Source organism: Dorea sp. BIOML-A1, assembly GCF_009875615.1.
In the GTDB taxonomy this organism is placed as follows: Bacteria; Bacillota; Clostridia; order Lachnospirales; family Lachnospiraceae; genus Dorea_A; species Dorea_A amylophila.
Genome location: NZ_WWSA01000019.1, coordinates 1 through 22,225 on the forward strand (window position 1 = coordinate 1; position 22,225 = coordinate 22,225).

Annotated in this window: 19 protein-coding genes; 2 read left to right on the forward strand and 17 right to left on the reverse strand. The window is 41.8% G+C overall.

Annotation, left to right across the window (positions count from 1 at the left end; genetic code table 11):
• The 3 genes from GT508_RS08640 to GT508_RS08650 form a co-directional block, all read right to left on the reverse strand.
• Nucleotides 1-271, reverse strand: a 271-nt coding sequence (locus tag GT508_RS08640) for a DUF5662 family protein (protein ID WP_243144097.1), incomplete at its 3' end; no start/stop codon positions are given.
• Nucleotides 231-1,988 carry an alpha-amylase family glycosyl hydrolase gene (locus GT508_RS08645; RefSeq protein WP_161144041.1) on the reverse strand — a complete coding sequence of 586 codons (1,758 nt, stop codon included), beginning with the start codon at nucleotides 1,986-1,988 and terminating at the stop codon, nucleotides 231-233. The genes GT508_RS08640 and GT508_RS08645, both read right to left, overlap by 41 nt.
• A gap of 33 nt (nucleotides 1,989-2,021) precedes the next feature.
• Nucleotides 2,022-3,041, reverse strand: coding sequence for a sugar ABC transporter substrate-binding protein (locus tag GT508_RS08650; RefSeq protein WP_161144042.1), 1,020 nt, complete (start codon nucleotides 3,039-3,041; stop codon nucleotides 2,022-2,024).
• 142 nt (nucleotides 3,042-3,183) lie between these two features.
• On the opposite strand from GT508_RS08650, the gene GT508_RS08655 reads away from it, so the two are divergent.
• Nucleotides 3,184-3,495 carry a DUF1292 domain-containing protein gene (locus GT508_RS08655; protein ID WP_028086274.1) on the forward strand — a complete coding sequence of 104 codons (312 nt, stop codon included), beginning with the start codon at nucleotides 3,184-3,186 and terminating at the stop codon, nucleotides 3,493-3,495.
• On the opposite strand, the gene GT508_RS08660 is transcribed toward GT508_RS08655, so the two are convergent.
• The 13 genes from GT508_RS08660 to GT508_RS08720 form a co-directional block, all read right to left on the reverse strand.
• A complete protein-coding gene (locus tag GT508_RS08660) occupies nucleotides 3,478-5,319 on the reverse strand; it encodes an ATP-dependent helicase (RefSeq protein WP_161144043.1) in 1,842 nt (613 codons plus the stop codon). The genes GT508_RS08655 and GT508_RS08660 overlap by 18 nt on opposite strands.
• A 9-nt stretch (nucleotides 5,320-5,328) precedes the next feature.
• A complete protein-coding gene (gltX, locus tag GT508_RS08665; RefSeq protein ID WP_028086272.1) occupies nucleotides 5,329-6,792 on the reverse strand; it encodes a glutamate--tRNA ligase in 1,464 nt (487 codons plus the stop codon).
• 136 nt (nucleotides 6,793-6,928) lie between these two features.
• Nucleotides 6,929-7,441, reverse strand: coding sequence for a threonine/serine exporter family protein (locus GT508_RS08670; RefSeq protein WP_044924379.1), 513 nt, complete (start codon nucleotides 7,439-7,441; stop codon nucleotides 6,929-6,931).
• Nucleotides 7,441-8,601, reverse strand: a complete 1,161-nt coding sequence (locus GT508_RS08675) for a threonine/serine exporter family protein (protein WP_161144044.1) — start codon at nucleotides 8,599-8,601, stop codon at nucleotides 7,441-7,443. Before GT508_RS08675 ends, GT508_RS08670 begins: the two co-directional genes overlap by 1 nt.
• Nucleotides 8,598-9,464, reverse strand: a complete 867-nt coding sequence (locus GT508_RS08680; protein ID WP_161144045.1) for a hypothetical protein — start codon at nucleotides 9,462-9,464, stop codon at nucleotides 8,598-8,600. The genes GT508_RS08675 and GT508_RS08680 overlap by 4 nt, the downstream gene beginning before the upstream one ends.
• 131 nt (nucleotides 9,465-9,595) lie before the next feature.
• A complete protein-coding gene (purB, locus tag GT508_RS08685) occupies nucleotides 9,596-11,029 on the reverse strand; it encodes an adenylosuccinate lyase (protein WP_055281233.1) in 1,434 nt (477 codons plus the stop codon).
• Between the two features lie 51 nt (nucleotides 11,030-11,080).
• A complete protein-coding gene (gene purF / locus GT508_RS08690; protein ID WP_028086268.1) occupies nucleotides 11,081-12,508 on the reverse strand; it encodes an amidophosphoribosyltransferase in 1,428 nt (475 codons plus the stop codon).
• A 199-nt stretch (nucleotides 12,509-12,707) separates the two neighbouring features.
• Complete coding sequence (locus GT508_RS08695) at nucleotides 12,708-13,391, reverse strand: amino acid ABC transporter ATP-binding protein (protein ID WP_161144046.1); 684 nt, start codon at nucleotides 13,389-13,391, stop codon at nucleotides 12,708-12,710.
• Nucleotides 13,392-13,403: 12 nt separating this feature from the next.
• Nucleotides 13,404-14,054 (reverse strand): amino acid ABC transporter permease, encoded by a 651-nt coding sequence (locus GT508_RS08700; protein ID WP_161144047.1) that lies wholly within the window; start codon nucleotides 14,052-14,054, stop codon nucleotides 13,404-13,406.
• Between the two features lie 88 nt (nucleotides 14,055-14,142).
• Complete coding sequence (locus GT508_RS08705; RefSeq protein WP_117598051.1) at nucleotides 14,143-15,000, reverse strand: amino acid ABC transporter substrate-binding protein; 858 nt, start codon at nucleotides 14,998-15,000, stop codon at nucleotides 14,143-14,145.
• Nucleotides 15,001-15,107: 107 nt separating this feature from the next.
• Entirely contained in the window at nucleotides 15,108-15,887 is a 780-nt protein-coding gene (locus tag GT508_RS08710) for a hypothetical protein (RefSeq protein WP_161144048.1), read from the reverse strand.
• A complete protein-coding gene (locus GT508_RS08715; RefSeq protein ID WP_055281227.1) occupies nucleotides 15,862-17,145 on the reverse strand; it encodes a DUF5716 family protein in 1,284 nt (427 codons plus the stop codon). The genes GT508_RS08710 and GT508_RS08715 overlap by 26 nt, the downstream gene beginning before the upstream one ends.
• A 20-nt stretch (nucleotides 17,146-17,165) precedes the next feature.
• Complete coding sequence (locus tag GT508_RS08720) at nucleotides 17,166-20,462, reverse strand: DUF5717 family protein (protein WP_055281224.1); 3,297 nt, start codon at nucleotides 20,460-20,462, stop codon at nucleotides 17,166-17,168.
• A gap of 127 nt (nucleotides 20,463-20,589) precedes the next feature.
• Here GT508_RS08720 and GT508_RS08725 point away from each other — a divergent pair, with 127 nt between their 5' ends.
• A complete protein-coding gene (locus GT508_RS08725; protein WP_161144049.1) occupies nucleotides 20,590-21,678 on the forward strand; it encodes a pyridoxal phosphate-dependent aminotransferase in 1,089 nt (362 codons plus the stop codon).
• A 127-nt stretch (nucleotides 21,679-21,805) separates the two neighbouring features.
• Here GT508_RS08725 and GT508_RS08730 read toward each other — a convergent pair whose 3' ends face one another.
• Nucleotides 21,806-22,150: a cupin domain-containing protein gene (locus tag GT508_RS08730; protein WP_022416046.1), complete on the reverse strand. Its 345-nt coding sequence runs from the start codon at nucleotides 22,148-22,150 to the stop codon at nucleotides 21,806-21,808.
• Nucleotides 22,151-22,225 lie beyond the last annotated feature (75 nt).

Consider the following 22,225-nt stretch of genomic DNA (forward strand, 5'->3'; position numbering starts at 1 on the left):
GATCTACACTATAATCGATCCAATATTCATAATGATGTTTGTTACGTCCTTTATGATGTAACCATGCCTTAGAATAACCCGTTGCCTCCCGTTCAGCATTATTCGGACTTCTATTTCCCTGGTAATACCTGCATCCAACTAAAAATTCTGTCGGTGAATATTTAGACAGGTCATGAAGAAGTCCCTGTCTGTAAAGTCCTACTTTAAAGCATTCCTTCATAACAAGATATTTATGATGATTGATCGTCTGTAAGTGTTGTAATGTTTTCATTTTTCTTCGTTTCAACCTCCACAATCCGTTCTGCTGTAAGCACCGTAACCGACCGCTCTTTTAACTCTAATTTTCTCTGATCTTTCAAAAGCACCGGCACATCTAACATCCCCCGTTCCGTCGTCGCTTTCACATACCAGCCATATCCCTTTGGTAAAGCCGGCAGTGCAAATACATGTTCCAGCCAATGCATATTATATGCAACATAACAGTCCTCGCTTTTTGTCTGTGCTCCACTATAATATACGCCCAATTGCCTGCTCGACACTTCCCCCGGTATCTGCCACGCCTCTTCCCCGTGATAAGATACATCCGGCACACCGCAACAGCTAAGATCTATCCCCTGCAGTTCTCGCTCCGGTGTGAGAATCGGATGCGATTTACGGAATGCAATCAGTTCTTTTACAAAATCATGCAGTTCTTTCTTCTTTTCCAGTCCCCGCCAATCTGTCCATCCTATCGGATTATCCTGACAGTATACATTATTATTACCTTTCTGAGAATTTCCAAACTCATCTCCTGCAAGCATACACGGAGTTCCCTGTGCCAGAAAGAGCAGGAAAAATGCATTAAATATCTGATGATTCCGCAGTTCCATTACTGCCTTTTTCCTGCTCGGTCCTTCCGCCCCGCAGTTCCAGCTATAATTATAATCCGGTCCATCCTGATTATGTTCACCATTCTCCTCATTGTGTTTCGCATCGTAAGACACCAGATCATTCAGGGTAAATCCGTTCTGATCAGTAATGTAGTTAAAGATTCCCTGCTCTTTTGAATGGTGTTTCAGCCAGTAGATCACATCATGGATCATCCCTTCGTCACCTTTCAGAAATCTTCGCATGACTGTCTGGAATCCCAACTCGTGTTCCATAATCTTGGTGTTTTTCAAAAACGGATCTGCATGCACACTCTCCGTCGAAATCACAAATGGATTCAATATAAATCCATCTATATGGTATTCCATAACATAATACCTCAGACATTCTAACATCATCATCTTATCTGCAGCCGTGCAGAATGGCATCTCCAGAACGACCTCTATTCCTGACCGATGACATGCCTTCACCATATCTTTCAGTCCTCTGGCGCCGTCTCCATCTGCAGAATATGCGCTTTTGGGTGCAAAATAGCTTCCCGCACCGTATCCCCAGTAATTTCTATATATCTGGCATTCTTCAAATTCATATACCGGCATACAATGAATCTGGTTGATCCCTAGATCTTTCAGATATTCCAGCTTTTCAATTACTCCCTGAAAAGTTCCTTTCGCCTTTACTTTTGATGATGGATGTCTTGTAAATCCGCGGATATGCAGACTGTACGCTATTACCTGATGATAAGGTATCTGTAATGTATGATCTCCTTCCCAGTCATAATCACTCATCTGCAGCCGTCCCCGGATCTCATGTTCTGACAGTTCCTTTTTTACACCCCAGCGTTCTTTGCCGGCAATTGCTTTTACGTACGGATCAGTTACAACTTCTTTATTGATCAGATAATTGTATTCATAATCTCCCGGCTCGATATCCTCAAGTGCTATACACCTCACTTCACCGATCATTGGTTTCATATCAAACTGCCTGCACGGTTTCTTTCTCCCTGTGCGGTATAATAACAGTTGGCAGTCCTTATCTGCCGGAACTGCAATGGAAAAATTAACCCTGTCTTTACTTATCTGCACCCCCAGTGGTAATGGATATCCTTGAACCTCTCTCATCTCTGTTATGTCCTTCCCGTTGCCCGTCTGCGCCTATTGCCATCCGTCTGCGCCATACATTTCAACATTATCTTTATTAATCATAAATACGTCTATTGCCGTCTCTGCTTCAAAATCTTTTCCGTCAAGAACATTCAATGCAATATCGACTGCTTTTTTCCCGATATTGATCGGAGACTGTGCGACTGTCCCTACGATCTGACTATCCGCTTTCATTAATTCCTTCTTAATATCAGGCGAACCATCTACACTGTAGACAACAGTCTGATCATTATTCGCAAGATTCAGTGCTGTCTTCGCTGCAACAGCCATCTGGTCGTTTCCACACATGATTACCGTCACATCCGGTTGTTCCTCCAAAATCTTCTTAGCTGCTTCCAGCGCACTGTCAAATGTTCCGTTTGTATCTTCTCTCGCTACAACTTCAAACCCTTTTTCCGCCTTGGCAACTGCCTGCTCAAACCCTGTAATACGGTCATTCACCGAATTTTGTGTCGTAGCCTCCAGGATTGCAACTGTACCGCCATCCGGATACTTTTCAATCAGATCATTGCCACAAAGCTTCCCTGCCTCTGTATTATCAGAGCCCACATATGCATCAATATAATCTGTGTCTTTTACCTGTGAATCAATATTAATAATTTTTACCCCTGCGTCCTGCAATGCCTGAAGCGAAGGTGTGATCTTCTCCCAATCAACCGGGCAAAGGAAAATTGCATTGATCCCCTCATTGATCATCTCCCTGATCTGCTCTGCCTGTGTATCCGCATCAGATGCCGGATCTTTTACCACCATGGTACATTCTTCTTTTTCTACGATCTGTTGTGCAGCTTCTTCCAATGTTATAAAATATGGATTCTGCATATCGATCACAGAGAACCCAAACTTGTACTTTCCTGCGTCTTCTGTCTGATCCGTATCCTCCGAATCATCTGTTGTATTCTCACTGACTGCATTATCCACCGGCTTTCCAGCCTCTTTCTTGCATGCAGATAATGCGAAAATGCATACGAGTAATACTGCAATCACTCCTAACATTCTCTTCTTCATCATGTTGTTATTCCTCCTTATTATTGCGTTACATACAGCTACATTCTACAACATTTTTACCTGTTTGACTACTATCATCTTGCTTTTTATCCGTTTCTTTGTTAAAGTTAAGATAAGTTTTAATGTTAGTAAAGGAGACTATGATATGAGCGACACAAAGGAAACTGAAAGCTACACAACCGTAGAGCTTACACTCGATAACGATGAGATCATTGAATGTGCAATCCTCACAGTATATGAAGCTGCAGGCAAAGAATACATTGCCCTGCTTCCTCTGGATGAGAATCTTGAACCTAATGAAGCCGGTGATGTTTATCTCTATCAATACAATGAAACCGAGGACGGTGAACCAGATCTCGGCAACATCGAAGATGATGACGAATACGAAATTGCCGCTGATGCTTTTGATGAATGGATGGATTCCCAGGAATTTGATGAATCAGACGTCGAAGAGTAATTCGGACACAAAACGGGAAGGAGTCATATCTTTCCCGTTTTTTTCTTTTACATAACTGATGATCAGTTTTCTCTTCGCCCTGGTCATTGCTACATAAAAAAGCCGTCTCTCTTCTTCGATTTCCTCATCCGTCACTGCTTTCTTATACGGACTGCTGCCCTCATCTGCCTCGATCACAAATACCGTATCAAATTCCAGCCCTTTTGCCGCATGCATTGTCATCAGATTCACACCCTCTGCCGCATTTTTTTTACAATTCTGCTCCTTTAATATTTCCCCGTATCGTTCTACATGTTCAAACCAGTCACCAATCGTTCTATATCCTTTGGAATTCTGCCATATCTCTTCCAGCACCGCAAAAAGATCTTCCACTGAAATCTTCCGGTATGCCACATAGTCTTTTAAAAACTCATCATAACCCATATGTTTCCGGATATATTGGATTGCTGCATATGGTGTTTTGTCTTTTATCATCTTCATGTCCCATTCCAGCTGATCCACTCTATCCGTCATCCAGTTTTTATCCCGGTAATATTCTCTGAGCGAATCATAGGTAACTGTTCCGCCTTTCATACTATCCCTTGAGAAAAATCTGTTTGGCCGGTTTGCGATCTGCAAAAAATATTTCCGGCTATATTCCCCCTGTGAAAGGTGAAAATAACTGCTGATATCCTGTGCAATAAAATGTTCGTAAATATTATTCAGATGTTCTTTCATCACAAACGGAATCTGATATTCCATCATAAGTTCCGACATTGCCCTTGCATCTATATTCGTCCGGTACAACACAGCTATATCTGTATAAGCAATACCTTTTTCCTGACATTCCTTTATTTTTTCCAACACATATTCCGCCTCCTGCACAGGGTCTTTTACTTCCTGAACATGAACTGTTTCATCTGCTTTCTGAAACGCTTCGATCTTTTTTTCAAACCGGATTTTATTATTACCGATCACTCTTAAAGCACCATTGACAATATAAGCACTGCTGCGGTAATTAATATCCAAAAGTACCCTCTTGGCCTTTGGATAATCTTTCATAAATTCCATCATGATTCCCGGCTTTGCTCCACGAAATCCATATACCGACTGATCATCATCCCCCACTACAAACAGATTATTCTGCGGTTCAGCCAGCATACGAACCACATCATACTGTGCCTGATTCACATCCTGGAACTCATCTACCAGAATATACCGGAATTTATCCTGCCATTTTTTCAGAATATCCGGATAATTAAAAAACAGATCCCTGCACTGGATCAGCATATCCTCAAAATCAATCTTCCGGCATTTTTTCTTTTCTTCTTCGTAATCTTTGTATAGTGCACGGAATTTTTCTGTTGTATATTTTACCGGTTCATAGGCTTCAATAGCCATACAATTATTCTTTACATTTCCAATTTCTGCGGCCAGTTCCTGCAAATAGTCTTTTTCTTCATCCGTTTCCGGTTCCTGATCCCATCCGACTTTTGGCAGAAGAGTTCTTAACATCCGATATTTTTCTTCATCCGTAAGGAGATTCGATGGTTCCAGACGGTACGCCCATTTCAGGATTCCGTAATAGATTCCGTGAAACGTTCCGAATGTAACAGCATAAGAAGACGGACCACAGATCCGTCTGGTTCTTTCTTTCATCTCCTGAGCTGCATACTTAGTAAAGGTAATGACCAGAATTTCTTCTGGCCTTACCTTATACTTCATGATCAGATATTCTATTCTCTTTGCAATGGTTAGAGTTTTCCCCGATCCGGGGCCGGCGAGAACCATACATGGTCCTTCATTATGGGCGACTGCCTCTGTCTGAGCATGATTTAAACTCATAGAATCCCCTTACTTGCTTAATAATTCAATTCCGTCTTTGATTCGTTTTACAGATTCTTCTTTTCCAAGAATCTCCATAATCTCTGTGGCTCCACCCGGTGTACTCTGCTTTCCTGATACAGCGGTACGGATTGGCCACATTACATAACCGACTTTTACACCCTTCTCGTCAACATAACTCTTAAGAAGCGCAAACAGTGCATCATTACTATAGTCTTCCTGTGCTTCCAGAAGCGGAAGAACTTCTCTTAATACTTCCAGTGAATTTTCTTCATTGGTTTTCATCTTCTTATGGCAATACATTGCTGTATCATATTCCGGTACTGCTTCAAAAAAGTCGATCTGCTCTGCAATATCCGGGAAGATCTCAATTCGTGATTTTACCAATGCTGCGATTTTCTTCAGGTCATAATCTTTTGTAATAACTTTGCGGATATACCCTTCCGCTCTTTCATAGAACTTATCAAAATCCATAGCTTTGATATATTCACCGTTCATCCATTTTAATTTGCCAAGATCAAATACAGCCGGTGATTTATTCATGCGGTGGAAGTCAAATGCCTTTACCAGCTCTTCCAGTGAGAATATCTCCTGATTGCCTTCCGGCGACCAACCAAGCAGTGCTACATAATTAACAACTGCCTCTGTCACAAATCCCTGCTCGATCAGATCTTCATAAGAAGAATGTCCACAGCGTTTGCTGAGTTTCTTATGGTTTTCATCTGTGATCAGCGGGCAATGTACATATATCGGCACATCCCATCCGAATGCTTCATAAATCTTGTTATATTTTGGTGCAGATGACAGATACTCATTACCACGTACAACATGTGTGATTCCCATCAGATGATCATCGACAACATTTGCGAAGTTGTAAGTCGGATATCCATCTGATTTGATCAAAATCAGGTCATCGAGTTCTTCATTCGGAACTGTGATATCGCCGTAGATCTCATCGTGGAATGTAGTAGTTCCTTCTGTTGGCATGTTAAAACGGATTACATGCGGTTTTCCTGCTGCAAGGTTCGCTTCAATCTCTTCTTTACTTAAATGCAGACAATGCTTGTCATATACAACAATCTCTGTTCCGCCATCCTCGTCAGACACTTTGCTTTTCAAAGATTCCAGACGTTCTTTGTCACAAAAGCAGTAGTAAGCATCCCCCTGTTCGATCAGCTGTTCTGCATATTTCAAATAAAGTCCCTGTGCATTCCGTTCACTCTGCACATACGGTCCTACCCCGCCATCTTTATCCGGACCCTCATCATGAACCAGCCCGGTCTCTTTCAATGTACGATAAATGATATCCAGTGCACCCTCTACAAAACGTTCCTGGTCTGTATCTTCAATCCGGAGGATAAAATCTCCGTCTTCATGTTTTGCGATCAAATAAGTATACAGCGCTGTCCTTAAGTTTCCTACATGCATTCTTCCTGTAGGACTTGGTGCAAATCTTGTTCTTACCTTACTCATAACTGTCATTATCTCCTATTTCATTATTATTTTGAAATGTATGAAATCTATGTATTGCTACATACATTAGAACACTATCCGTCTCTACATTGTAGCACAAATCCAAGGCGGACAGCAACCTTTTATATCAGATCTTTCATCTGTGTCTTTCACCCGGAAGATTTACCGGATCCCTCTTTCCATTTTTCTGTTGTTTTGCAATCTTTCTTTCAACCCAGTATTCTTTCTGGAACACTTCTCTCGGGACAGATACAATGCAGACAATTCCAAGCACAATCCCAAAAGCTACTTTTATTGCTCCGATCCCTTTCGCAGCAGCCATTGCAAACTGATTTGTCACCAGATAATACGCTGTAAAATAGATGCCAGCTCCCGGCACCAGTGTAATGATACCCGAAATCATAAAGATAGTGATCGGACATTTCAGGCGGACCGTCAGCATTCTCGCAACCAATACAGCACATACCGTTCCTATAAAGGACGCAGCTGCAACCGAACAATATACAGACGCAAACTTGTACATCATCCATCCCACCGATCCGGTGATTCCGCATCCGATATAGAACCTTCTCGGCACCTGAAACATAACCGCATATGCAATCGTCCCGATAAATGAACATGCCAGATTTGCTATAATTTTTATGATCATTATAAAATGCCTCCTAACACATGATGATATACCGACAACGCCGTTCCCACACCGATTGCAATATAAACAAATACCATAACCGCATCAATCATTTTAACTGTACCCGCAAGATAATCACTGTCCGCCAGATCACGGATCGCATTCACAAATGCAAGTCCGGGCACCAGCGGCATAATCCCGCCGGTCACGATCCCTTCCATCCTAAGTCCCCCTAAAAACGGAATCTGCATTGCTGCCAAAGCCATAGAGGCAATAATGATCCCGCCTACAATGTGAATCAGAATCTTTGAAACACCGTGTTTTCCGGCAAAAAGTGACCATGAAAACACAACACAGCCGACAAAAAATGCCACAAATGCTTCCCTTGATGTTCCGCCAAGCAGATAACCCAATCCACCGGCGCTTAATCCCGCCGCCGCTATCTGATAAGGAATACGCTTGACCGGCATCTTGTCGATCTTCTTTAACTTCTTTATTGCTTCTTCAATTCCGACATGTCCTGCTGCAATTTCCCGGGACAGATCATTTACTTCTGCTACGATTCCAAGATGTGTAGAGGAAAGCGGTACCTGTTTTACTTTTGTATACAACTTTTCTTTATCCGTTCCTGCACAGATAAACAATCCATGACTCAAAGTAAACAGCTCCACATATTTCACCCCGAATCTACGACAGATTCTCATCATCGTCTCTTCTACACGAAAGATCTCGCCTCCGTTTTTCAAAAGCATTCTTCCTGCTTCCATTGCAAGATTAATTACACGTTTTGTGTCGATTTCCGACATCAGTTCCTTTTTCAGATATACCTCATCTTCATCTGTGAATCCACATTTTTCACAGAATTCCATGATGTCCCGGCATCGGTCTTTTTTCATATATCCCCAGTCATACTGTGAGCAGTAATGTTCACAGATATAATGGATCATATACCGGCCATACCCCTTGCCACGGTCTTTTTCTATGGTTACAATATTTTTTATCTCACATTTCTTTTCTTCCGAAAATATAACCACGCACAATGTACGGAGTTTTCCATGCTCTTCAAGTAAAAAGAGTTCACCTTCTTCCAATACTTTACGGATTCTGGATTCATCCGGATCTCCCATACGAAGCAATTCTATATAATCTTCTTTGCCGTCTGTTATCTGTCGAATATTCATGCCTTTTCTTTCTGCTCCTTTTTGCTGTAAAGAACTCCATCTATGCTTTGATATGCCGGATTGTCCGGTGCAACCTCTATATACATAAGATTTTCCAGTTTTTCCAGGGCTCCGGGTTCAATCCATGTAATATTGGCCGGAATATAGATTTCTTCCACTCCCGTAATTCCAGTTAATGCTTCTGCTCCGATCCCCTTACATCTGTCGTCTGACGGCAATATAATAATTCCATCCTCGGCAGCCAGAGACGGGTTCTCACAACGTTCGATCATGCCATTTTCTCCTATGATAAATCCATCAAGATTCAGCATACCACTCTGCTGTTCTTCTGTGCTGCTCTTGTCCTCTTCAGCGCTCTCAACCGCTGCTTCCGCAGTTGTTGTATCTGCCGCAACAAGTGCAGCGTCCGCATTCTTTTCAGCTTTCAAAATCTCAGTTCCATCTTCCGAAGCAGACGTGTTCATCTCTTCTGCAGCAGGCAGCTTTGTAATTCGGCTGTCATCTTTTCCGGCATCAGCTGTTGATGTGGTCACATTCATAATTGTTCGATTCGGTGCCGCTGCCTGAGCGCACAAATTTTCGATTATATTCTTCGCATTCGAAACACACGATGCTTTTATTTCCACATATCCTTTTACATTTTTCCGTCCGCAGCCTTCCATTATGCCGCCGGCTATCTTATACCCGTTCCGGCTTTGAATATATCTTTCCCCTGCATATTCCAGCCTCGTGAAACACTGTATGGAAACTGCGATCACAAGTACCATTGCCAGATCCGTATATCTGCACCTTCTGACCCGGTATTGTTTTTCTGACGCTGTACCATTCTTCATATTCTTAATCTTTTCCATAGCCTTTTCCATATATCCGCTTTCTTCCCCCTTATACTTCCATATGGATTTATTATAAATCATATATACAAGAAAAGAAAGTGATGTTCCATTGCTCACTGAAACTCCACTTTCTTTTTCATGTTTTTATTTGTTACAGAATCTTATACATTAATCTCTGCTGTTACTCCAAGAATATCCTTATTTGCTTCCAGCACAGGATTCACGACATTCTTCAGATATACATCAACCTGAATCGGCGCACGTCCCACATATTTTGCAGGATCCATCGTCTTCTGCAGTTCTTCCAGCGAAAGATTGAATGCAGGATCTGCAGCGATCAGTTCAAGAAGGTTGTTGTCTAATCCTTTTTCTTTGACATTGCGTCCGGCTTCCATAGACAGCTCACGGATTCTCTCATGAAGTTCCTGTCTGTCTCCACCTGCTTTTACAGCATCCATCATGATATTTTCTGTTGCCATGAACGGAAGTTCTGACATCAGTCTCTTTTCGATAACTTTCGGGTATACTACCAGTCCGTCTACAACATTCAGACACAGATCCAGGATACCATCAATTGCCAGAAATCCTTCCGGGACACTGAGACGTTTGTTAGCAGAATCGTCAAGCGTTCTCTCAAACCATTGTGTTGCAGATGTGATTGCCGGATTCATAGCATCTACCATCACATATCTAGAAAGTGAAGCAATTCTTTCACTTCTCATAGGGTTTCTCTTATATGCCATTGCCGAAGATCCGATCTGACTCTTTTCAAATGGTTCTTCAATCTCTTTCAGATGCTGAAGGAGACGGATGTCATTGGACATCTTGTGTGCGCTTGCTGCAATACCTGCAAGTACATTTACCACTCTGGTATCTACCTTACGTGAATAGGTCTGACCTGATACCGGATAACATGTCTCAAATCCCATCTTTTTGGCGATCATCGGATCGATCTTATCAATTGTCTCCTGATCTCCGTCAAAGAGTTCCAGAAAGCTTGCCTGTGTTCCGGTCGTTCCTTTTGATCCGAGAAGCTTTAAACTTCCTTTTACATATTCCAGATCTTCCAGATCCATCATGAATTCCTGCATCCAGAGTGTTGCTCTCTTACCTACTGTTGTAGGCTGTGCAGGCTGGAAATGTGTAAATGCAAGTGTCGGAAGACTCTTATGTGCATCCGCAAACTTTGCGAGTTCGGCAATCACATTGATCAGTTTCTTTCTGACAATCTCCAACGCTTCCGACATCAGAATGATATCTGTATTATCGCCTACATAGCATGAAGTCGCACCAAGATGAATGATTCCTTTTGCATTCGGACACTGTTTTCCATATGCATACACATGAGACATAACATCATGACGGACTACCTTTTCTCTTTCTTTTGCCACATCATAATTGATATCATCTGCATGTGCTTTTAATTCTTCAATCTGTTCTTCTGTAATATCCAGTCCCAGTTCTTTTTCCGTTTCAGCAAGTGCGATCCAGAGTTTTCTCCATGTACGGAACTTCTTATCCGGCGAGAAAATGTACTGCATCTCTTTGCTTGCATATCTTTCTGAAAGTGGACTTGTATATCTGTCATTACTCATACTAATAATCTCCTTCGTCAATTCTTCCACCCGACTATTTTAACCTGTTTTCTATTCAAATGCCAGCGAAACATCTCTTCCAGGTACTTCCATCGGATAATTACCGGTGAAGCATGCGTCACAATATGCCAGATCACCGACCATGTTTTTTAATTTATCAACTTCCATATAGCCAAGCGAATCTGCCCCGATCATCTCACGGATCTGCTCTGTTGTATGGGAATGTGCGATCAGTTGTTCATTCGAAGGCACATCTGTTCCGAAATAACATGGATGCAGGAACGGTGGTGAACTGATCCTTACATGTACCTCTTTCGCTCCGGCCTTTTTGAGCATCTTGATAATGTTCGCACAGGTTGTTCCTCGTACAATAGAATCATCTACCATAACAATACGTTTTCCCTTTACAACCTCTTCGATCACGTTCAGCTTGATCTTCACACTGCTTTCCCGCTGACTCTGTTTTGGCTTGATAAATGTTCTTCCGACATAACTGTTCTTGTGGAATGCCATGCCATACGGAATTCCCGACTGTTCCGAATATCCTTTTGCCGCAACCAGCCCGGAATCCGGTACTCCGACAACCAGATCCGCATCAACCGGATAAGATTCTGCCAGAGCTTTCCCTGCAACAATTCTCGCATGATATACATTCACATCATCGATCACGCTGTCCATTCTTGCGAAATATATATATTCAAAAATACATCTTGCCTGCTTTTTGGGATCGATTGCCATAGTTTTATCTGATTTCATTCCATGTTTTGTAAAACTTACAATCTCTCCAGGCTCTACGTCTCTTACAAATTCTCCTCCGACGGCAGCAATCGCACAGCTCTCCGAAGCCAGGAAATAAGTATTATCTCTTTTTCCAATACAAAGAGGTTTCAATCCAAATGGATCTCTGGCACCGATCATCTTTCTCGGCGAACTGACAACCAGTGCATACGCCCCCTGTATCTTCTTCATCGCATTTTTCACCGCATCTTCTGCCTTCTCTACATTCAGACGTTCTCTGGCGATATGATATGCGATTACCTCCGAGTCAATCGTTGTCTGGAAAATAGCGCCTGTGTACTCCAGTTCATGGCGAAGTTCAATGGCATTTGTCAGATTGCCGTTATGTGCAATTGCAAGGATCCCTTTCACATAATTGATAACCAACGGCATCGCATTCTCAGCTCTGGAAGCACCTGCTGTCGAATATCTTACATGTCCGACACCAAGATTTCCCTTCAATTCCTGTAAAGACTCTTCATCGAACACTTCATTTACCAGTCCAAGTCCTTTCTTGGAATGTACTTTTCTTTCTCCATATGTATCCGTTACCGCAATACCACAGCTTTCCTGTCCTCTGTGCTGCAATGCAAAAAGTCCATAATAAACGGATGGTGCAACATCTCCGCCATCCATATCATAGGCTCCAAACACACCGCATTCTTCACCCAGTCCTGTTGTTACTTTTTCAAATTCACTCATAAATGCAGACTCCATTCTTTTCAAATTTTTCATTTGTCAAAACTGTCTTTAAAAAGCATTTTGCTATATCAGTATAATACAAGGCAAACGGAAAAGCAATATTTCCATCTACCTTGTATTCCTGCTGATACATTATTTATAATGCGTCGTTTAATAAGCGCAGCTTATAAATTTGCTCTATTCATTAGTTTTCCCGCGGTTAATCATTGAATTTTCCGAGAAATTCTTTCATTCTTTCATTAGATGAATCGAACACTTCTTCCGGAGTTCCTTCTACTGCGATCACACCTCCATCCATGAAGATTACATGATCCGATACGTTTCTCGCAAAATTCATCTCATGCGTAACAATCACCATCGTCATATGCTCCATCGCAAGTTCCCTGATAACTTTCAGGATCTCTGCAGTCAGTTCCGGATCCAGCGCGGACGTCGGCTCATCAAAAAACAGAATATCCGGATGCAGTGCAAGTGCTCTCGCGATTGATACACGCTGCTGCTGTCCTCCCGACAACTGACAAGGATATGCATCTTCCTTGTCGGCAAGTCCCATCTTCTTCAAAAGTTCTCTCGCTTCTTTATAGACTTCTTCTTTCTTTCTCTTCTGTACTTTCAGCGGTGCATCAGTGATATTCTTCATCACCGAATAATGCGGAAACAAATTAAAATTCTGAAACACCAGTCCAAAAGTTCCGGAATAATGGATTTCCCCTGCATCCGCAGTCTCAAGCCCCGTTGCACATCGAAGAAGGGTTGATTTTCCCGAGCCGGAAGGACCGATGATACCAAGGACTTCTCCCTTTTCCACCTTCAGAGAAATGTCTTTCAGAACTTCGACCCCGTTAAAATTTTTTTTGATATTTTTCATTTCAAGCAGACTCATGATCTATTCCTCCTAGTGGTAATAATTCAACTTTTCTTCAATCTTTTCCATAATCATCGCAACAAGCAAATTAAATACATAATAGAAGATACCTGCTGCAATATACGGAACCATAGAAGTCTGTGCCGCCGCAATCTGTTTTGCCATTGTAAACATCTCCGTTACAGCCAGCACAAATGCCAGTGAAGTGTCCTTTACCAGCGTGATGATCTCATTGGTCACTGCCGGCAGAATATGCTTACATACCTGAGGAAATACGATCCGGAAAAATGTCTGGCTTTTGGAATATCCCAGTACCTTTGCCGCTTCATACTGTCCTACCGGAATTGCCTCAATCCCGCCTCTGTATATCTCAGCAAAATATGCCGCATAATTAATTGCAAAACCGATCAGCACCGCAGTCATACGGTATCCTATGGAAATGCGCATTCCAAACAGATAATATGGTCCGAAATACACTACCATCAACTGAAGCATCAGCGGGGTTCCTCTCATAATCGATATATATAATTTTGATATCCATCTGACCGGTGCAATCTTCGACATTCTCCCGAATGCGACCACCAGTCCAAGCGGCAGTGAAAAAAGTAATGTCAGAATAAATATCTCTGCCGAAATCCACATTCCTCCGCCAAGTTCTCTTATCAGTGTTCCTATCTCCATCTATAATGTCCTCCAGTTTTTTCACGCTTCTTCCGAATGAATGGCGAGCCAAAAGGGACCAATCCCCTCCGGGGTTGGCCCCTTCATTTTACTTGCTGTTCTTTCCTATGCAAAGAGCTCCCGGAACTCCGTAATCTGCATATTTTTCTGCAATTTTATCAACCGTTCCGTCTTCGGCCATCTCATCCAGTGTCTTCTGAACTTTATCTTTCAGCTCTGTGTTTCCTTTTTTGAATCCGACTGCATACTGTTCAGATGAAATTTCTTTGTCCAGGATCTTGTAATCATCCGGATTTTTCCTTGAATTCACCTGATAGTTTGCAACTCCGATGTCCATAGCGATTGCATCACATGCACCGGATTCCAAATCCATGAATGCTGTATTGTATTCTGCAACCTGATTAAGATCTGCGAAGGTTGCCGCCAGGTCCTTCTGATCTCCTTCCAGAGCCGCAAGTGCAGAAGAGTCTGTCTGTACTTCTACATGTTTTCCTTTCAACCCCGAAAAGTCATCAATACCCGAATCACTTCTGACTACCACAACCTGCTTGTTGTCAATATATGGATCTGACCATGTATAATCATCTTCACGACCATTCATAGTGAATCCATTCCAGATACAGTCAATTGTTTCCGAATTTAGTTCCGCATCCTTAGAATCCCAGTCTATCGGCTGTTTTACCAGTTTCCAATCATTTCTATCACATACTTCCTGTGCAAGATCAAGATCGAATCCTACATATTCTCCGCTATCATCTTTATAACCATACGGAGGGAAAGAAGCATCAAACCCAACGATCAATGTGTCATCATCATTTTCTACTTTTGATTCTTTTGCCGATTTCTTTCCACTGTCAGATGAACCTGAATCTTTACTTCCACAGCCTGCCAATACCGTTGTAGCTGCCATTGCCGTAACAAGGAGCAGTACTAATCTCTTTTTCATAACATATATCCTCCTGTATTCCTTTTACGTGTGCCAAACAGCCGCTACGCTCTTTTACCAGTTTAGCAGTTGATTACTTTACCACACTAAAATCTTTGGATATATTATCATATTCCACGGTGTTTGTCAATCCTGCGGTACTCCTTTTTCCATTCATTCAGCTTTTCTTCCGGAATATCCGCACCTATCTTTTTCTTTGTTTTTTCCATTTCATCACGCAAAATAGTGTCCAGACTCAGAAGGATTGGATTCCCCGACAGCATTTTTAAGTATTCATCATGCGGAAGAGCTTTATAACAGCTATAAAGATACGCCTTCAATATATCAGGCTGTTCACATATCTTATACGCTTCCTGATAAGCCTTTGCCGCTTCTTTATACAGGAACTGATGACCATATGCAGATCCCATGCTTGCATACACACGACCGTAAAACTTTTTATCTACCGATTCATGCCAGTCTTTGTTAAGGATGGACTGATATACTAGAATCGCTGATTCGTATTCTTTACTGTTTTGAAGCGTATCCGCCTTATATTTTTCTTTTTCTACGTCTCTCTGTGACTGCAGTTGTTCCAGAACACTCTGCATCTTATGAATTTCTGCCGCGGCATAGATATTAGATTCCTTCAGGATCGTAAGTACAAATTCTTCCATCGATCCATTCTCCCGAAGAAGCCTTCTTAATTCCTCTGCCAGCTTCGGCAGTTCCAGTTCATCCCCGACCCACCGGCACAATCGTTCATTGACGATCGTATAATCGATCAGATACAGATTATTACAGATGTAATAACACAATTCTTCTATCGTGTAAATCCGCATATGAACTCTGGATATTTCAAAAGGTCGTTTGGCCCGTTTTTTATGACAAAGAATTAAACTGCCCATTGATACCTCCTAAATGTAATTCCTTTTCTACAAGGAAATCTGATGCCGGATAAAATTCTCCGAAACCAACATCTTTAAAACGCAGCCTGCAGGTACGCTCATCCATAAACATGACTTCAATCTGAAGACGCAAAGAATAATCTGTTCGTTCCGGCAGTTCTTCCAGTGACACTGTCTCAACTTTAAGATCCTCTCCGTCAAGTGTCTCTATATGGATCTCAATATCCGATGTATCTTCCAAAATCACTTCCCACTGTCCGTCTGCCTCATACCAGTGTGTTCCCCATGCAACAATCGGATACCATCCTTCCTGTCCGCCAATTCTCATACGCAGGCAGATCTGTTCTGTCATCTTTGTTCCATCCAGATAAATCGGACCATCATCATACGGATCTGCATAGCGCATGGATGAATAACATGCACCCTTACTGTATAAGTTATTTCCAAGGAAAGCCCTCCGTCCGTTACACAGTACCTTCAGGGAATTCGGATACCAGTTATTCTCAAATCCTTCTCCTGTCAGATAAACAGACGATACCACTTTTTTATCAAATACATTCTGGATGAAAGACTTAAAACTCTCATCCGCATCTTTGGCTTTATCTACATTCAGCACAGGATAGATTGCTTCCAGTTCTTTCATGTGCGCATTGGCGACTTCTTCTACTGTCACAAACATATCCCTGCTCTTGGTGCTTACTGTATTCAGGCGGCGCAGCATATATGCACGGATTTCCTGCGCATCACAATAAAACAATGCTGATTCATATTGCCACAATTCTTTCGGCTGATAAAACATATACTGACAGAAACTTTCCTTATAATCCTGTACAAATACACATTCTCCCGGTACACCGATATATTTTCCGATTCCCTTTAACATCTTCGACATATCAACATTCGTATACGGAACGGAAAACGTAATATAATCAATCTGTTCGAATTTCTTCAATGTCATGGAAATGAACTTTGCAAGAAGCCATACGCCATCATGGATTTTCCCGCCTACACGTACTTTTTTTCTTTTTACAGCTTTACGGAACAGATGAGTGACAATATCTCCCTCTCCCGCTTCTCTCAGTCGTTTTGCTTCCTGTCCATATACCCATCGTTCTTTATAATAGCCAAGGATCAGAGGAATCTGATAATTATCAACTGCTGCTTCCATCGTTTCCGGTTCTTCTTTATTTTCATCATAATAACTGATCTGACAATTCTTTTCATTCAGATCATAGCCCAGAACACTTCCTTTTTGCATTATCGTCTCCTCCTTTCATTTTAATATATCTTAAATATCTGATCTGCCATCTGTTCTTCTTCTTCAAACTCAAGCATGGCTTTCGAACGTTCCGCATCCGAATCCATATCTGTCATTGCATTCAGCATCTGATATTTTCCGGCAAATACACGTTCTTTATCTGTTTTCAGCGTCTTCTTGTCTGTTGTGATCATTTCTCCGTTTCCGGATTCCTGGAAATAATAATTCACTGATTCATCATTATAAAGGACAAATTGTTTTACATACAGGTTTTCATAGACCGGCATCATTGCCTCTGCCCGGTATCCCAGTTCTTCCCGGTCTTTTTGTTTCATCTTATAGTACAGTCTTACTTTTCCTCCCGGTTTACAGCGGTATGCTGCCATCACCTTATTATAGAGTTGTACTTCCCGCAACCATTCCTCTTTATAATTCATATAATATGGGAAGACTAGTTGTTTTTCGCACATTTCCCGTAGTACCTGATGAAGGACATCTTCCAGTTCACCTGTGTATTCTTTATCTGAATAATATTTCAGAAGTGCAATCTTACATACATCCGGCAGATCTTCTTTCTGATCACATTCATTTGCAATGATTTCAAATACACATTTTTCCAGACTTCGTCCATACACGATATATTCCCTTGTAACGTAAGCAAGATATGCCTGTTTTAAGCGGAAATATACATTGTCCGACAGATAATAATCTTCAAAAATATGCTCTTCCTCATACAATGTCTCCGAAAAGACCATCTGTGTAATGATCCGTTCACTGACCTTATAAGACGGAACCCCATATTGTTTTAATACTTTCCAGAGCCGCTTCATATCTCCGATTGCGCCACAGTAATACTCCGCAAGATACGTAAGTGTCACCTTGTCATACTGTCCTCTCCGGAACATTTCAAAAGCAAGATAACTTAAGAAGTCATCCTCCGTATAATTTTCTTCCCTGATTCTTCTGCTGCAAACCAGGAAGACATCCTTATCCTCAAATGAATCTATCCCCTTTGCCTGGATCTTTTCATAATCCGGTTTTTCTTTCTCCGGCTCCTGATTCCAGAATCCTGTAGATGCTGCATATTTTCTGCACATATCTACAAAACGCGGCTCATAAAACAGTCTTTTCGTCTCATATGGAATGGAATCCGTATAATGTCTGCCCTCTACAGACTCCCATACAATTCTCGATTCCTTATCATACAGATAAATGATAGCTCCATTCTTCGTATCATACGGGATACGCTGACGTACCGAACCATCTTTTTCAATTACCAGCACACATTTCATCCCGCGTACCTTTGTCCTTACTTCATAAGAATAACAGATGTCACGCATCGCCTCCATACGTTCTGCCGTCATCTCGTCTTCTCTGCAAAATCTTTTGTACAATGTACGCAGTGATTCTGTTATGTGGCGCTTTTCCAACTGTTCCCATGTAAATGCCACCATCTGTTCTCTGTAATTCAGATACAGATCTCCTGCCTGTTCCTCATGGATCACAAGACTTGCATACAGATACGCAGCCTTCTTATAATCGAGAGCATTTCCATGCATAAAATATAAAACCAGCGATTTCGGCAACGGTCCGTGCGCACTGTCTTCGTCGATTGTCATCATATAATATTCATAAAGCTGGGCAATCTTAAGATCCGAATCAACTGCCTTCTGATACCATGAAAAATACTTCTTTGCCGTTTTATTTCCTTTGATCAAAAGTGTACAGATCGTATTCAGTATCATCGGCTCTTCATACATCTTATAGATTCTTTCCAGGATTCTGAACAGATTGTCACTGTATTTTTTCTGCTGACTGGCAAAATTTGAAATATAAAGTGCCAGTTCTTTTGTCATCATGCGGTATTTGGTCGCAAAATTCAACACCTGAATCTCAAATGTGCCTAATTTCTTAAGAAGTGTCGGCTTTTCCTGATAGCACAGATATGCTTCCAAATAGAACATTACTGCATGGATTCCATACTCAAACTGCTGTTCCAGAACTTCCAGACGTTTATAAGGATTCTTATATCTGTTGTCAAGATTCAGTATCATATAGAGCAGCCACCAGGAATCCTGATGACGCATATATGTTTTTCCGACCTCATCCAGCACCCGTTCTTCATAGTTCACATCTCCGCGGATCTTTGCAGTCAGATACAGATAATAACAGTTTGTCAGCGGATCTTTTCCGATTGCAAACCGATTATAATTGTAATTCTCAAGAATCCATTTTGCTTCTTCCGTCTTACCTCCGAGCAGATAGATATTACCAAGCATCAACTGATATACTTCATTCAGAGGATCCAGCTTACGCAGTGCTACCATCTTCTCGACCGCACTATCCACCCAGTGTTCCAGTGTCACTCTTCCTGCCACATATCCTACATATTCTTTGATGATCTGAGCCAGTAAAAGTTCCGGCATCCTGTGATCTTCGTCATACTCCTGATTCTGCAATACCTCAACTTCATAAGTGAGTGTCTCGTATGGTGTCACGAACTTCAATGCTCCGTAATTCCGTCCGCCATGAAGTTTCTCTGCTCTTACTACATATTCGATCTCATGTGCATTTCCCACAAAATCTTCTGTGCTGATCTCAGGTCTGGACACCCGGATAAAATCACCGACTGTCTCAATATGGATCGGCATATATCCCCATGTATTTTTCATCAGAGTCAGTGTTCCCTTTGTCGACTCTGTCAGATCTTCGAATAGCATTCCCTCTCCCTGAAGCGTAAGGAAAATGCATTCTTTCTGTTTGATCCCTACCATGAATTCTTCCATGGCCTGTTCTCCGAGAGACCATTTGCGCATATTATCGTACAGATAGAATGTACGCTCATTCTCATATTTTAAAATCTCATAGAATTCTTTGGAACGGAAGAGCCTTCCCGCTTCTGAAAAATCCTTAATTGCAAGTTTACGGAAATCATCGGTACTCTGTACTTTTCCATAGGTTGTCATCACATATGGTTTCTCAATGATTGCCGTAAAAGCCAGTTCAAACTCACCCCCGGTACATACGACCGTGAATTTTCCTTCCTCTACATGTCCCGGGCGAAGTCCCCGTCCGTCATACGTAAATTCCACTCTTGCCGGATTTCCCTCAAATCCCTGATCTTTAAAATGGACGCGGAAAGAAGACGAGTACACCAGTCCTCGTATCCTTCCCTCATTGTTCGCCCTCATTGTAAAACTTCCTCTGTATACTTCCCCTTCACCTATAATGAGTACCAGATTGGTCTCATCGAATATAACATCAGGTCGTATCAACTGAAAGTCGCCTTTTGAAAATTTTTGGATTTTATTTTTCAAGTCCTACACCTGCTTCTTTCGTTGCTTTTTTCTTAAAACATACTATAATAAATTATAGCATTGTTTGTCAATGAATAGCAATGCCGTAAAGAGAAAATATCAAAAATGTGTCGATAGGATGAAAAATATGAAAAAAAAGCCAGAATTTCACGGAAGCGATCTGGAAAAGATCGCAGATTATTATCACCTTAACAAGGAAAATATCATTTTATTTGGAGCAAATGTAAACCCTCTCGGATTATCCGGGCAGGTAAAAAAAGATCTCGCAGAACATCTGGATATCATCAGCAGTTATCCAGACAGAGATTATACAGATCTGAAAAAAGCAATTGCTGCATATACCAATACCTCGCCGGAACATATTGTTGTCGGAAATGGTTCTACGGAGCTTATCTCACTTCTGATCAGCCAGCGCGCACCAAAAAGAGCACTGCTTCTGGGACCGACCTATTCCGAATATGCAAGAGAGCTGAATCTGGTCGGCGGAACACTGGAATATTATAATCTGAAAGAAGAACAGGATTTCAGACTGGATATTTCCGATCTGACCGATACACTGAAAAGTGATATTGATCTTCTGATCATCTGTAATCCGAACAACCCGACCTCTTCAGCCATCAGTACCGCTGATATGAAAAAGCTGTTAACCGTATGCCGGTCACTTGGTATCTTCGTTATGATCGATGAGACTTATATCGAATTCGCACCGGAAGGCACTTCCCTCTCTGCAGTTTCTCTTGTACCGGAATTCGACAACTTCATGGTCATCCGCGGTGTATCCAAGTTCTTCGCCGCACCTGGACTTCGCTTTGGTTATGGTCTCACCAGTAATCAGGCATTTCTTCAGACACTTCTTACCCACCAGAATCCGTGGAGCCTGAACAGTATCGGGGCTTACGCCGGTGAACGGATGTTGAAAGATACCGATTATATTCAGAAAACCTGGTCTCTCATTGATTCTGAGCGCACCAGAATGTGCACAGAGCTTTCCGGACTGGATACCGTAAAGATTTACCCAGCTTATGCCAACTTTGTCCTTGTAAGGATTTTAAAAGAAGGACTCACTTCTTTCGATGTCTTTGAAAAGGCGATTCACCAGAATCTCATGATCCGGGACTGTTCTTCTTTCGAAAGCCTGAACGGAGAATATGTACGGTTCTGCATTATGAATCCAGAGGATAATGACCGGCTGCTGGATGTATTCCGTTCATTATAATCAATGCAGAGAACCTGCCACTGGCAGCTTCTTCCGAATGCATGGCAATACAAACACCTGTCTGCGGCCCGGTATCATTCCTGAAATGATCCAAGTTACAGACAGGTGTTTTTCATATTTTCCAATATTATTTTTTTAAGATCAATGCCATAAAGGTAAGTTCTTCATCACCGGTGTTCTTAATTCCATGTGCATCTCCGTCTTTACACAGGAACAGATCGCCAGGATTTGCCGGCTGTTTTTCACCGTTATCGTCATAAGTTCCGTGTCCGGTCAGAATAAAGTAAGACTCCGTCTCACCATGATGATAATGGTATCCTACTTCACATCCCGGATCCAGATGAATCTTGGCATACATCTTACATGCTTCTCCAACTTCTTCCGAAGTAACCATTGCTTCTCTTACAATATAACCGTCTCCGCCATTTACATGTTCCACTTTTACCAGTTCTCTTTCGCCTTCTCTTGTCATTTTTAAGTTCCTCCTTGATTCGTAAAACATTCTAAAACAACAATACAACCTGAAAGATACAAAGTCAATGGTAAA